General features: G+C 53.9%; 12 protein-coding genes and 1 pseudogene. 4 read left to right on the top strand and 9 right to left on the bottom strand.

The genetic code is table 11. The features are described from left to right. Positions 1–59: 59 nt before the first annotated feature. The 3 genes from cdd to K5Y33_RS08550 form a co-directional block, all read right to left on the bottom strand. Positions 60–956 (bottom strand): cytidine deaminase, encoded by an 897-nt coding sequence (cdd, locus tag K5Y33_RS08560; protein ID WP_222233709.1) that lies wholly within the window; start codon positions 954–956, stop codon positions 60–62. A gap of 124 nt (positions 957–1,080) precedes the next feature. Continuing rightward, complete coding sequence (locus tag K5Y33_RS08555; RefSeq protein ID WP_222233708.1) at positions 1,081–1,773, bottom strand: CidB/LrgB family autolysis modulator; 693 nt, start codon at positions 1,771–1,773, stop codon at positions 1,081–1,083. Next, positions 1,766–2,149: a CidA/LrgA family protein gene (locus tag K5Y33_RS08550; RefSeq protein WP_110866616.1), complete on the bottom strand. Its 384-nt coding sequence runs from the start codon at positions 2,147–2,149 to the stop codon at positions 1,766–1,768. Before K5Y33_RS08550 ends, K5Y33_RS08555 begins: the two co-directional genes overlap by 8 nt. 153 nt (positions 2,150–2,302) lie before the next feature. Between K5Y33_RS08550 and K5Y33_RS08545 the strand changes: the two are divergent. Next, positions 2,303–2,658, top strand: a pseudogene (locus tag K5Y33_RS08545) (endonuclease domain-containing protein). A 137-nt stretch (positions 2,659–2,795) separates the two neighbouring features. Here the strand turns inward: K5Y33_RS08545 and metG are convergent. Beyond that, positions 2,796–4,829: a methionine--tRNA ligase gene (metG, locus tag K5Y33_RS08540; RefSeq protein WP_222212035.1), complete on the bottom strand. Its 2,034-nt coding sequence runs from the start codon at positions 4,827–4,829 to the stop codon at positions 2,796–2,798. 161 nt (positions 4,830–4,990) lie between these two features. Here metG and apbC point away from each other — a divergent pair, with 161 nt between their 5' ends. Beyond that, positions 4,991–6,103 (top strand): iron-sulfur cluster carrier protein ApbC, encoded by a 1,113-nt coding sequence (apbC, locus tag K5Y33_RS08535; RefSeq protein ID WP_110866619.1) that lies wholly within the window; start codon positions 4,991–4,993, stop codon positions 6,101–6,103. Here apbC and K5Y33_RS08530 read toward each other — a convergent pair. Next, on the bottom strand, positions 6,100–6,552 hold the full coding sequence (locus K5Y33_RS08530; protein ID WP_222233707.1) for a GNAT family N-acetyltransferase: 453 nt from the start codon (positions 6,550–6,552) through the stop codon (positions 6,100–6,102). The genes apbC and K5Y33_RS08530 overlap by 4 nt on opposite strands. A 325-nt stretch (positions 6,553–6,877) precedes the next feature. Between K5Y33_RS08530 and ahpC the strand changes: the two genes are divergently transcribed. Both ahpC and ahpF read left to right on the top strand, forming a co-directional pair. Beyond that, positions 6,878–7,441 carry an alkyl hydroperoxide reductase subunit C gene (gene ahpC / locus K5Y33_RS08525; RefSeq protein WP_101763328.1) on the top strand — a complete coding sequence of 188 codons (564 nt, stop codon included), beginning with the start codon at positions 6,878–6,880 and terminating at the stop codon, positions 7,439–7,441. Between the two features lie 67 nt (positions 7,442–7,508). Further along, complete coding sequence (ahpF, locus tag K5Y33_RS08520) at positions 7,509–9,077, top strand: alkyl hydroperoxide reductase subunit F (protein ID WP_222233706.1); 1,569 nt, start codon at positions 7,509–7,511, stop codon at positions 9,075–9,077. A gap of 70 nt (positions 9,078–9,147) precedes the next feature. Here ahpF and K5Y33_RS08515 read toward each other — a convergent pair whose 3' ends face one another. From K5Y33_RS08515 to K5Y33_RS08500, 4 genes are all read right to left on the bottom strand, one after another. Beyond that, positions 9,148–9,351: a hypothetical protein gene (locus K5Y33_RS08515; RefSeq protein WP_101763330.1), complete on the bottom strand. Its 204-nt coding sequence runs from the start codon at positions 9,349–9,351 to the stop codon at positions 9,148–9,150. 185 nt (positions 9,352–9,536) lie between these two features. After that, positions 9,537–11,402 carry a GNAT family N-acetyltransferase gene (locus K5Y33_RS08510; protein ID WP_222233705.1) on the bottom strand — a complete coding sequence of 622 codons (1,866 nt, stop codon included), beginning with the start codon at positions 11,400–11,402 and terminating at the stop codon, positions 9,537–9,539. Beyond that, the gene (galE, locus tag K5Y33_RS08505; protein WP_222233704.1) at positions 11,402–12,433 is read right to left on the bottom strand and encodes a UDP-glucose 4-epimerase GalE; all 1,032 of its coding nucleotides are present in this window, start codon (positions 12,431–12,433) and stop codon (positions 11,402–11,404) included. The genes K5Y33_RS08510 and galE overlap by 1 nt, the downstream gene beginning before the upstream one ends. A gap of 56 nt (positions 12,434–12,489) precedes the next feature. After that, positions 12,490–13,614 (bottom strand): sugar efflux transporter, encoded by a 1,125-nt coding sequence (locus K5Y33_RS08500; protein ID WP_222233703.1) that lies wholly within the window; start codon positions 13,612–13,614, stop codon positions 12,490–12,492. Positions 13,615–13,616 lie beyond the last annotated feature (2 nt).

Below are 13,616 nucleotides of genomic sequence, written 5' to 3'. Positions count from 1 at the left end.
AATTCCTGCAGATGTACAGCTTTTGTTAACAGGAGGTCACAAAAGCGGTAAAAGGATCACTAAACTGATGTTTTCGAAACTAAAGTAAGTGAGAAATCCTCACATCCTAACGCCTTCAGCGTCGCGCGGGTCGCGTCAAGCTGACTCAGCGTGCTGTCCTGACATTCCGCCAAAACCGCTTGCTGAATTGTCTCCAGCGCTTCGTTGCTCATGTTCATCAAAATCAGTGCAGCCTGCAGCGGCGGCAAGCTGGGGTTGAAGGCGGCGTTTTCCGCATAGCGACCGGTAAAGACCTTGCCGCTCTGGCTGCGCAGCGCCACGCCGCTGTAGCTCTGACTGTAAGGCGCGTGACTGTGATTGGCGGCGGCAATGGCGGCCTGTTGCAATTCATCACCTTGAACCGCAAAACCATGATCGACCGGCGTCAGCAGACGTTCAGTGATGTTTAGATCGGCTGGACCAAACGCATCCGGCAAATAGTCGCCCAGCGTGCTAACCGCGCGTCCCGGCAGGCTGATGCGAATCGCCGTGCCGCTGTTCAGCTCGTTCATAAACTGACGGCAATGCCCGCACGGCGTGTAGTTGACGGTAATCGCTGCCAGCTTCTCTTCACCGCGCAGCCAGGCATGCGTAATGGCACTTTGCTCGGCGTGCACCGTCTGCTGCAGCGGGGTATGCAGGAACTCCATGTTGGCGCCGAAGTACCAATGGCCGCTGACGCCGCGGGAAATCGCGCCGACATTAAAATGAGACACGGTTGCCACGGCGCAGCTAGCCGCCAGCGGTAGCAGTTCCAGCGCCAGCGCATCATCATCCAGACCGGTAAGCTGTTTCAGTTGCGCGACATCCTGCGGACGCAATACGCCATGGAAATCCGGCGCATCCAGCAGCGGCTGAATCGCAGCTTGCAGCGCAGCGGGCAGGGCAGAAAAAGCAGTTAGGAATCGTGAATGCATGATGGGATGACCTCAGTTACGCGTTAGCGGCGATGCGCCGCCTGACGTTTTATATGTGATCCAAGTCGCTCTGACAATGCAAGCTGATTGGGTTGTTTCAACTTTGCGAGATCTCTCGCAAGTTTTAGCCCCACCAATGCATTAATAGCGGAAAAAGCAGCGGCGCCAGTAACGAGGTGATGATGCCGCAAATCACCAGCGCAAGGGAGCTGAACGCGCCTTCCTGATAATCGATCTCGGCTGCGCGCGCGGTACCTAACGCGTGCGATGCGTTACCAATTGCTAACCCGCGCGAGGATTTGTTTTTCACCTTAAACAGATTGAGCAGCATATGGCCAAACACCGCACCCAGCACGCCGGCGATAAGCACGCAGATGGCGCTGATGGCAGGAATACCGTGCAGCGATGCGGAGACCGCCATCGCAATTGGCGTGGTGACAGATTTCGGCATGATGGTGGCGGCGATTTCCGGCGTTGCGCCCATCCACAGCGCAATCGCGGTGCCCGATACCATTGCCGTGATGCTGCCGATGAAGCAGACGCTGATGATGGTTTTCCAGCGCGCGCGAATCTGATGCATCTGCTCATACAGCGGCAACGCCAGCGCTACGACTGCCGGTTGCAGCAACTGATTGAGCAGGCTGCTGCCGGCAAAATAGCGCGTGTATGGCAGGTGAGTCAGCAGCAGAATCGGGATGACAATCGCCATCGCCACTAACAATGGATTAACGATGGAGATATTGATTTTCGCCGCCAGTTTACGCGCCAGAAAATAGGCGATCATCGTCAGCGGCAGCGACCACCATGCATCACTCATTCGGCTTCTCCTGCGGGCGCTGCAGGCGCTCTGCGCTGAGCCCGACAATCAGCAGCACCATAAAAGTACTGACAATGCATGACACCACAATCGGCCCAAACTGCGCGGTGAGGATATCGGTATAGCCCATTACACCAACGCTAATCGGCACAAACAGCAGTGCCATATAGCGAATCAGTAAATGGCATCCGGGTTTCACCCACTCAACCGGCATGATTTGCAGACCCAGCAGCAGGAATAGCAGCAGCATGCCGATGATGCTGCCGGGAATGGTTATTGGGAGCAGGGCAGAAATCCCCATTCCAGCGTAAAGCGCCGCATAGATGATGACGAAGGCGCGCACATAGCGCCAACAAGCAGTGAGAACGGCAGGCATGTCAGGCTCCTGTTTTCGTAGCGCTTTATCATACGCATTAAGCGATTAGCGTGCTAGCGATCACATTGGAATGCAGATTCCAGCTTTTCCATCGCGTTATTTTCCTCCTGCAAACATGGCGTAGGGTAAGCCGATATCGCGAAAGGAAGGGCGATGATGAAAGCGATTACGCGGCGGCGACAACTGCGTCAGGCTATGCCTAAAGCGGAGCATCTTTTGTGGCGTTTTTTACGTAATCGGAATTTATGCGGAGTGAAGTTTCGGCGTCAGCATCCGATTGGCGGTTATATCGTGGATTTCGCTTGTAATGAAAGGAGGGTGATAGTTGAGCTAGACGGCGGGCAGCATAACGAAGATGAAGCGAAGATTTATGATCAACAACGAACGGCTTTTTAGAGCGAGGTGGCTGGAGAGTGATTAGATTCTGGAATCATCAGGTTTTCGAAGAGTTTGATGCGGTGATGGAGGAGATATATCGGCAGTTGATGTTGCCTGGGCCCTCACCCTAGCCCTCTCCCGCCAGCGGGCGAGGGAATGGTTAGGTGGAGCAGGCTAGCATAAAGTGGAGTGAAAAATTAAATGGCTGCTTTGAACGGTTCCCTCTCCCGCGCGCGGGAGAGGGTTAGGGTGAGGGCAACGAAATCCGTTACTTAACTGGCATGCCCGGTACTGCGCCGCTATCGACCGACAGCACAAACAGGTCTTTGCCGCCTGGACCCGCTGACAGCACCATACCTTCGGAAATACCGAAGCGCATTTTACGCGGCGCGAGGTTGGCGACGATGATGGTCATCTTGCCGACCAGCACCGACGGATCCGGATACGCAGCGCGAATGCCAGAGAAAATCTGACGCTTCTCGCCCCCCAAATCCAGCTCCAGACGCAGCAGCTTGTCAGAACCCTCAACCAGCTCCGCTTTCTCGATCAGCGCCACGCGCATATCGACCTTGGCAAAATCATCAATGGTGATGGTGTCGCCAATCGGCGCATCAGCCAGCGGACCGGTTGCTGCAGGCTTATTCGCCGCCGCCGCATCTTCTTTCGAGGCCTCAATCAGCGCGTCGACTTTGGTCATTTCGATACGGCCATACAGCGCTTTGAACGGCGCCACTTCATGATCCAGCAAAGGTTGGGCAATTGCATCCCAGCTCAGTTCGCTCTGCAGGAAGGCTTCGGCACGCTCGCTCAAAGATGGCAGCACTGGCTTCAGCCAGGTCATCAAGACGCGGAACAGGTTAATGCCCATGGAGCAAATTGCCTGCAGGTCGGCATCGCGGCCTTCTTGCTTCGCCACCACCCAAGGTGCCTGCTCATCGACATAGCGGTTGGCCAGATCGGCCAACGCCATGATTTCACGGATCGCGCGGTTATATTCGCGGCTGGCCCAGGCTTCGCCAATCTTCTCTGAGGCCTCCACAAAGGTCTGATACAGCGCGGGATCGGCCAGTTCACTCGCCAGCTTGCCGCCAAAGCGTTTGGTCAGGAAGCCGGCATTACGTGACGCCAGGTTCACCACTTTGTTCACCACGTCTGCATTCACGCGCTGCACGAAATCTTCCAGATTCAAGTCGATGTCGTCGATGCGTGAAGAGAGCTTGGCTGCGTAGTAATAGCGCAGGCTATCGGCATCCAGATGCTGCAACCAGGTGCTGGCTTTAATAAAGGTGCCGCGCGATTTAGACATCTTCGCGCCGTTCACCGTCACATAACCGTGTACGAACAGATTGGTTGGCTTGCGGAAGTTGCTGCCTTCCAGCATCGCTGGCCAGAACAGGCTGTGGAAATAGACGATGTCTTTACCGATGAAGTGATACAGCTCGGTAGTGGAATCTTTCTTCCAGAACTCGTCGAAATCGATATCGCCGCGTTTGTCGCACAGGTTTTTGAATGAACCCATGTAACCAATTGGCGCATCCAGCCAGACGTAGAAGTATTTGCCCGGCGCGCCAGGGATTTCGAAGCCGAAGTAAGGCGCATCGCGGGAGATATCCCACTGCTGCAAGCCAGACTCGAACCACTCTTGCATCTTGTTAGCCACCTGCTCTTGCAGTGCGCCTGAACGCGTCCACGCCTGCAGCATCGCGCTGAAAGAGGGCAGATCAAAGAAGAAGTGCTCGGAATCGCGCAGCACCGGCGTCGCGCCAGAGACCACCGATTTCGGGTCGATCAGCTCGGTTGGGCTGTAGGTTGCGCTACACACTTCGCAGTTATCGCCATATTGATCCGGTGACTTACATTTCGGGCAGGTGCCTTTCACGAAACGGTCCGGCAGGAACATGCCTTTCTCAGGATCGTACAGCTGCGAAATGGTGCGGTTCTTAATGAAGCCGTTCTCTTTCAGGCGACCATAAATCAGCTCGGACAGTTGACGGTTTTCGTCACCGTGCGTCGAGTGATAGTTGTCGTAGCTGATATTGAAGCCAGCAAAATCCGTTTCGTGCTCCTGCTTCATCTCCGCGATCATCTGCTCCGGCGCGATGCCAAGCTGCTGAGCTTTCAGCATGATCGGCGTGCCGTGAGCGTCGTCTGCACAGATGAAGTGAACCTGGTTGCCACGCATTCGCTGGTAACGGACCCAAATGTCAGCCTGAATGTGTTCAAGCATGTGACCGAGATGGATTGAACCGTTTGCGTACGGCAGTGCGCACGTTACCAGAATTTTTTTAGCGACTTGAGTCATGTTTGCGTAGCGTTCCGTTGAAGAAAAATCGGTGTTAGATGTTAACCGAAGCACCCTCTGGCGTAAACACAGCTGGACATCCACGTCACTTTTAGCGCCTATCTGATATTATTGAACAGACACCGCCGCAATCTGGCGTGATGAATAAACAAGGAGAGGGGATGACTTCACAATCCCAGCAACATCATTCACCTGAGGCGCTGCGAGCATTGGTTATCGGCGTGTTGAGTGACTTTGAACATCCGACGCTGCAACATAACCTGACCACGCTGAAAGCCCTGCGCCATGTCGCGCTGCTGGATGACAAGCTGCATATCGAGCTGGTGATGCCGTTCGCGTGGGCCAGCGCTTTTGAAGAGCTGAAAGCGCAAACCAGCGCCGAACTGTTGCGCCTGACGGATGCCAGCGCCATTGACTGGCGACTGCGCCACGACATCGCCACGCTGAAGCGGGTGAAAAACCATCCGGGCGCGACCGGTGTGAAGAACATCATCGCCGTGAGTTCTGGCAAAGGTGGCGTGGGCAAATCCAGCACCGCTGTGAACATGGCGCTGGCGCTGATCGCTGAAGGCGCGCGCGTGGGGATTCTCGATGCGGATATTTACGGTCCGTCGATCCCTAATATGCTCGGCACCGAAAATCAGCGTCCTACCTCGCCGGATGGCACGCACATGGCACCGATAATGGCGCACGGCCTGGCAACCAATTCGATTGGTTATCTGGTCACCGACGACAACGCCATGGTGTGGCGTGGTCCAATGGCCAGCAAAGCCCTGATGCAGCTGCTCAACGAAACCCTGTGGCCGGATCTCGATTATCTGATCCTCGATATGCCGCCAGGTACCGGCGATATTCAGCTGACGCTGGCGCAAAACGTGCCGGTGACCGGCGCGCTGGTGGTCACCACGCCGCAGGACATCGCCTTGATTGACGCGCGTAAAGGGATGGTGATGTTCGAGAAAGTGAGCGTGCCGGTGCTGGGCGTGATCGAGAATATGAGCATGCACATTTGTAGCCAATGCGGACATCACGAGCCGATTTTCGGCACCGGCGGTGCGCAGAAGCTGGTGGAAGATTACAGCACCCGTTTGCTGGCCCAGTTGCCGCTGCACATTACGCTGCGTGAAGATCTGGATGATGGCGAACCGACCGTGGTGCGCCGTCCGGACAGTGATTTCACCGCGCTCTACCGCCAACTGGCGGGTCGCGTTGCAGCGCAGCTCTATTGGCAGGGAGAGATTATCCCTGGCGATATCGCGTTCCGCGCCGTTTAACGCCTTCCAGTTCCGCTGGTGCGCGTCGCCAGCGGAAAATGCATCAGCACATATTTTCCCTGCTCGCTCTCGCCAACCGCTTCGCGCCGCCAGCCGTGTTTGAGATAAAAATCCATCGCCGCCTGATTCTGTTGCAGGCATTTTAAGGCGCCCGTCGAGCTAAATCGCGATTGCACTTTTTCTAACAGCGCGCTGCCCACGCCTTGTCCCTGCGCATCGGGGGCGACATACAGACTATGCAGGAAGTTGTCATTATCCAGCACCGCCGCAAACCCCACGCGATGCCCATTCAGTTCAGCGACCAGCACGGTTTCGCCCAAAATCACCGCATCGAAATCTTCTAACTGCCAATCATCGCCATCCAGCCACGTCCAGTTATGGCGTCGCGCGGCAAGATAGAGCGTGCGCAGAAAAGGCCGATCGGCTTCGTCAAAAAAACGTATATGCACCTGAGAGCTCCATTATGTGAGATGCGCAGAGGCCGTAGCGGCGCAATTTATTGCGCACAATTGACGATTGTTCCGACTGAATGACGCGCGATAAATCGCGCCGCTACAAATCCGTGCGATAACGCAGCTTAAACTAGCAGTTTCATCGCAAAAAGATAAAGCCTGACAGAACCGCGCCCTTTTTGTGTAGAATGCCTCCGCGAGCCGCATGAAATCAGGTGTCGGCGCTTTGATAGCTTTTGGTTATCTGATTGATAACGTCTGCATATTAGAAGTTGGCCCGAAAATTCTGTAGCCTGCATCACATCTTTTAACGGAGGTCACCATGTCCATCATTAATACCAAGATCAAACCATTTAAAAACGCAGCGTTCAAAAACGGCGAATTCATCGAAGTCACCGAGAAAGACGTTGAAGGTAAATGGAGTGTTTTCTTCTTCTACCCGGCTGACTTCACCTTCGTATGCCCAACCGAACTGGGTGACGTTGCAGACCATCACGAAGAGTTCCAGAAACTGGGTGTAGATATCTACTCTGTTTCTACTGACACGCACTTTACCCACAAAGCCTGGCACGGTTCTTCAGACACCATCGCGAAAATCAAATACGCGATGATCGGTGACCCAACTGGCGCGCTGACCCGTAACTTCGAAATCATGCGCGAAGACGAAGGTCTGGCAGACCGCGGTACCTTCATCGTTGACCCGCAAGGTATCATCCAGGCGATCGAAATCACTGCAGAAGGCATTGGCCGTGACGCATCTGACCTGATCCGTAAAGTGAAAGCCGCTCAGTACGTTGCTTCTCACCCAGGTGAAGTTTGCCCGGCAAAATGGAAAGAAGGCGAAGCAACGCTGGCTCCATCACTGGACCTGGTTGGCAAAATCTAAGTTAGCTGCCATTCGATCTTTCTCTATCGGGTGCTACGGCACCCGATTTTCATGACAGGAACTCACTATGCTCGACACCAATTTAAAAACCCAACTCAAGGCTTACCTTGAGAAACTAACGAAACCGGTTGAGTTGATTGCCACATTGGATGATGGCGCCAAATCGGCAGAGATTCGCTCTCTGTTGGCCGATATCGCGGGCTTGTCAGACAAAGTCAGCTTCCGCGAAGAGAACGATCGTCCGGTGCGTAAACCCTCTTTCCTGATCACTAACCCAGGCAGCCAGAGCGGTCCGCGTTTTGCCGGTTCGCCAATGGGTCACGAATTTACTTCACTGGTTTTAGCCCTGCTGCAAGCCGGTGGACACCCGTCGAAAGAAGCGCAGAGCCTGCTGGATCAGGTTGTGGCTTTGGAAGGCGACTTCCACTTCGAAACTTATTATTCCCTGTCGTGCCACAACTGTCCTGACGTGGTACAGGCGCTGAACCTGATGGCGGTGCTGAACCCGCGTATCAGCCATACCGCGATTGACGGCGGTATGTTCCAGAACGAAATCACCGAGCGCAACGTGATGGGCGTGCCGGCGGTGTTCCTCAACGGCAAAGAGTTCGGTCAGGGCCGTCTGAGCCTGGCGGAAATCGTCGGTAAAGTGGACACCAACGCCGACAAGCGCGCGGCGGAAGAGCTGAACAAACGTGAAGCCTACGAAGTATTGATCGTCGGCAGCGGCCCGGCGGGCGCAGCAGCGGCCATCTACTCGGCACGTAAAGGCATCCGTACTGGCCTGATGGGCGAGCGTTTCGGTGGTCAGGTGCTGGACACCGTAGACATTGAAAACTACATCTCCGTACCGAAAACCGAAGGCGCGAAGCTGGCCGGTTCTCTGCGTGCCCACGTTGATGATTACGATGTTGATGTGATTGATACCCAGAGCGCCATCAAGCTGATTCCTGCGGCGAAAGAGGGCGGTCTGCACGCAATTGAAACCGCATCTGGCGCAGTACTAAAATCCCGCAGCATCATCATTGCTACCGGCGCACGCTGGCGCAACATGGGCGTACCTGGCGAAGAGCAGTATCGCACCAAGGGCGTAACCTATTGCCCGCACTGCGACGGCCCGCTGTTTAAAGGCAAACGCACCGCGGTGATCGGCGGCGGTAACTCAGGCGTGGAAGCGGCAATCGATTTGGCCGGTATTGTTGAGCACGTGACGCTGCTGGAATTTGCCAGCGAAATGCGCGCCGACAAAGTGCTGCAGGACAAACTGCGCAGCCTGAAAAACGTCGATGTGATTCTGAACGCACAGACCACCGAAGTGAAAGGCGACGGCAGCAAAGTTACCAGCCTGACCTACATTGACCGTAACAATCAGAGCAGCCACGAAATCGCGCTGAGCGGTATCTTCGTGCAGATTGGTTTGCTGCCGAACACCACCTTCCTGGAAGGTGCGGTAGAGCGCAACAAGATGGGCGAAATTATCATTGATGCCAAGTGCGAAACCAGCCTGAAAGGCGTGTTTGCCGCAGGCGACTGCACCACGGTGCCGTACAAGCAGATCATCATCGCCAGCGGTGAAGGCGCGAAAGCCTCACTCAGCGCCTTTGATTATCTGATCCGCACCAAACCGGCTGAATAAGTTTTGCGATAGCCACGCAATAGCCCTGCAACGCATGTTGCGGGGCTTTTTTTATTTGAAAAAACAATGATTAGCCTAACCAGCGTATGGCTTGCGCATCGCTAATATCGCGGTAATAGATTTTATGCAGCCGTTCGCCACAGCCTTTACATTGTGCTTCAACATGAGTTGAGAAGTAGGCTCGCCCGGTGGGAGAAATAGCGCCTTTGCGGGAAATACGGATGTTATGCCATTTGTGTGCATGCGGAATAAAGCTGAAGAATTTTAATTTCATTATCGCTACCGGAATGGAGTGGGCGGTGTTTATCTTCAAATCCGGAGCGCAATTAGGCCCGTTTTCTGGCCTAATAAATTTGATAAGTATCAAGGTGATTAAAACTTTGCTTATTTCACCGCGCTTCTGTTGCTTCCGGTGCGAATAAAAATAGATTCGCACCGGATTATTTGATCGCGGAAGGATTACAGCGTTAGCGCCATAAACACGATTTCATCACTAAACCGTGCAACCTCCTGTTTCATACTGCTCACCACCTTAAAACCTTTCTTGCGATAGATCATAGCTGCCGGGTTCGATTGCCAGACGCATAAGGTGATGCGGCGCATTTTTTGCTGTTTGGCTTGATCCTTAAGCTTTGACAAAATTTGATTGAAATAGCCTTTTCCCTGTTCCTCTGGCTGCAGCGCCACGCTGCAAATGAAGAAATCGTCCGGCTGGCGATGCTGATTCACGAAACTGTCGTAAGCCACATCCAGTGGAAAAACCTCCTGACGATAGCCATATTGCACCTTGATGCGATCGTAATCCTGAATCGGCGCAGCGTTAACGAAACCCACCATTTTTCCCCGCGGATTATAAATCACGGCAATCTGTTGCAGGAAAGGCTGGATATTTTGCCGCAGCTGTAGGGTGGTTATATCAGTGGCATAAATATTATCGACCGAGCAGTATTCCAGATAGCTGGTGGTGAAAATTAATTTCGCCATCGCGAGCTGTTCTTGCTTGTCTGTAATACTTCCCGGTTTGAAGATCAGTGGCGACGCTTTCTGACCATCAATCGGCTGCCAGAAATCACCTGCTTTAATATTCTTTGCGGTAAGCGCAATTAAAAAATCGCTGAATAATGCATTCACTTTATCCAGTTGCGGATCCTGAGAGAGCACGCCGTAATAGTGATAATAGGGAATTTCAGCACGCAGCTGCGGCGCATAAGCAATTTGCAGGATATCGCATTCAGAAAGCAAAGGTACCAGTTCACCCAACTGCAGAGGATCGCTTAATTGCCAGTCGCGTTGTGCTAGCTGAGTAATCGTATGCTGATAATGCTGCTGCTCTTCACCACTCAGCGGGCGACGTTCACCGCTGAGAATATCCTCAGTCAGGCGCATGCCTTTAATCCCGCTCACGCGATGCTGCTGAACATCAAAACCCCATACGGCAAACCGGCTGAAATCCTGATGGCTGAGCTGCGTGACCTGCAATTGCTCGCACCATAACTGGTAAAAAGGTTCGAAGATGGCGCGTTCGCTTTCCGGTGTTTTAGCTGTGATTGGCTGAGGCCAGCCGCGATACACCGCACTGAGTCGCTGCTGCAAATCCTGCAGCACCGGATTGTTTTGATGGCTGATGATCATGCCGGTTTCATCGGTGAAGAGATTCAGCCAGTTTATTTGCTGCTGTTCTGCCGTAAAATCAGGCAGTTCAGGATGACAGAGAAACAGCGTCGCAGGCTGAGCGGGAAGTGTATCGGCATCCATATAAACGCCGCCGCACCGATTGAGAATCGCCAGGCGGAAGAAGTCAGAGAGCGTAGCGTAATAGCGCTTATCATGCAGTTGCTGCAGCACATCGATCAGGGCGCCATCAAATGACTGCATCAGTGCGCTCAGGCTGTTGACCTGCACCAGCGCATCAGGCAGAAACAGCGTGCCAGCATGAAAGGGGCTATTTCCCTGCTGAGCGACGAAGCGATCCTCTGCCGCCAGCTGCTGTGCATTCCACACCCATAGCGTTTGCCGGAAATCACTGCGACTGGCTTCTATCGCGCGTTGCCATTGGGCGATTGTGCGGTTGACGTTGAGTGGTGATGGTCCGCCGAGCCAGACGCGATGGAGCGTGCATTCATTACCTGTCAGTCGGCTGGTGGGCACCGCGAACATCGAAGAGAGTTCCGCAACGCACACCTCGTGCGGCTGATGTTCCACTTGCCACTGTTTAAACTGCCGTAATGCTTGTTGCCAGTCTGCTGTCGCGGGATAGGTAAAGCGCTTTTTAAGCGCGGCGAGTTGGCGTTCGTAGTGAGGTAAAAACGTTTCGCGCGTCATCATCAGATTTCGCTCCCGGCTGGTTGAGCAACATAGCCTTGCGGATTCTGCGTATGCCAGCGCCATGCGTCGCGCAGCATGTCTTCGAGGCCGCGAGTTGCTTGCCAGCCCAGTTCTTTTTTCGCCTGACCGGGATCGGATAAGCAGATGGCGACATCGCCGGGACGACGCGGGCGCATATCGAGCGGCACGCGTCGGCCGCTCACCTGTTCAAACATCTGCACGATTTCCAGCACCGAGTAGCCTTGTCCGGTACCCAGGTTGTAATGGCGATAGCCCGGTTTGAGATGATTTAGCGCCTGAATATGACCTTCGGCTAAATCCATCACGTGGATGTAGTCGCGCACGCCGGTGCCGTCGGGCGTTGCATAGTCATCACCAAATACCGGCAGATGGCTTCTCAGTCCATTGGCAACCTGAAACAGATAGGGCAGCAAATTGTTGGGAATACCTTCAGGATGCTCACCAAGCTGGCCGGAGGGATGCGCGCCGGCGGGATTGAAATAGCGCAGTGCGGTAATGGCTAACTCAGGTTGTGCATCAACCACTTCACCCATGATCTTCTCCACCATATATTTGGAGGCGCCATAAGGATTGGTGGTATTGCCGGTATCACAGTTCTCACACAGCGGAATCTTTACCGGAATGCCATAAACCGTGGCGGATGAGCTGAAAATGAGTTTTTTCACCTGATGCTGCTTCATGGTTTCCAGCAGCATTAGCGTTCCGGCAATATTGTTTTGATAATACTTCACCGGTTTCTGCAGCGATTCATTTACCGATTTCAGCCCAGCCATATGAATAACCGCATCAATCGGCTGATGGCTAAATACCAGATTTAGATCGGCGCGGCGGCGAATATCGCCCTGATGAAACGTCATTTTCTTTCCGCTTAACGCTTCGACACGCGTTAAGGCCAGCGGTGAGCTATTACACAAATTATCCAGCACGATCACACGATGGTTTTTCTGCAGCAGGCTAAGGGCAATGTGTGAGCCAATATAGCCCGCACCGCCAGTAATTAAGACATTCATTTACGTACACTCCATGTGTTTTGTTGCGCGCAGCGGTGCGCGACGAATGAGGGTGTTTAAACATTGTCGACCTTTGTTATCAGTAGTAATGACATCACCAACAGCACACAGGCTGCCGGCCAGATGGCCAGCGGTGAGACGGTGGTGATAATTCCCTGTAAAACGCCAGCCAGCAGCACGCCGATGGACATCGAATTGGTATACAGCGTGGCCGCCATTCCCTGACGATGTTGCAGTAAATCCTGAAACCAGAACATGCCAACGGTAGCGATGATAGCGATGAAAATGGCATTGAAAATTTGCAGTAACATCAGCGGGATAAAACTTTGACTGAAGTAAATTCCTACATAAAACATCATGCCGCACAGCATGGCTGCCTGCATTTGCGTTTTCTTACCCCAGCGTTTGAGCATGCTGGCGCTGAGCAGCATGATCGGTATTTCCAGCGCCGCGGCGAGGCCAAAAAGCACGCCACTCCAGTCGGCAGACAAGGTTGGCTGCTCTGCCAGATGCAAAGGAAACGCAATCAGATAGAGTGCGCTGCAGCTCCATACCAGCAAGGTGGCAAACATCAGGAAGCAAAGGTTTTGCCCCAGCGGCTGCCGGTCCGGTTGCTTTGCAGGAGTAGCGCTTGCCAGCCGCTCGCCAGGCGGCAAGGTGACAGCCAGCAGCGTCACGCTCAGTAACAGCACGAATATGACGGCATACAGCCAGGTGAAGCCGGCCAACTGAACAATCCAGAATGCCAGCGGTGGGCCGAATACCCACGCCAGCGAAAATTGCGCGCGTAAAATGGCGCTGAAAGCATTGTCACTGCGGGTTTGCCGTGCCAGCGCGAACAGTTGCGGTATCGCCGCACTGCCGCAAGCATTGAGCAGCGAACCGAGCGAAATTAACAGCAGATAATCGCGGCAGAAGATAAACAGCAGCGCATTGAGCGCCTGTGCGAATAAGCACAAGAGCAGGAGCGGGCGACGCTGCGTGACACGATCTGAATAACGGGCAATCAGTAAGCTCATCGCAATACTGCTGAGCGCATTAACGCTGAAGAAGGCGCCGATTTTCCAGGCTGCCACGTTAAGTTCACTGGCTAGAAATAAGCTGAGCGTCGGAATGAACAGGGCGCCGCTTAAACCGGCACCCAGCGCAACAACATAAAAAGAGAAGGTTGAGTGTTTCATCG

Origin of the sequence: Pantoea sp. DY-17 (assembly GCF_019795975.1) — a bacterium.
GTDB classification, from domain to species: Bacteria; Pseudomonadota; Gammaproteobacteria; order Enterobacterales; family Enterobacteriaceae; genus Pantoea; species Pantoea leporis.
Note: the sequence above shows the minus strand (reverse complement) of the source record. Positions and strands in the feature narration are given on the sequence as shown.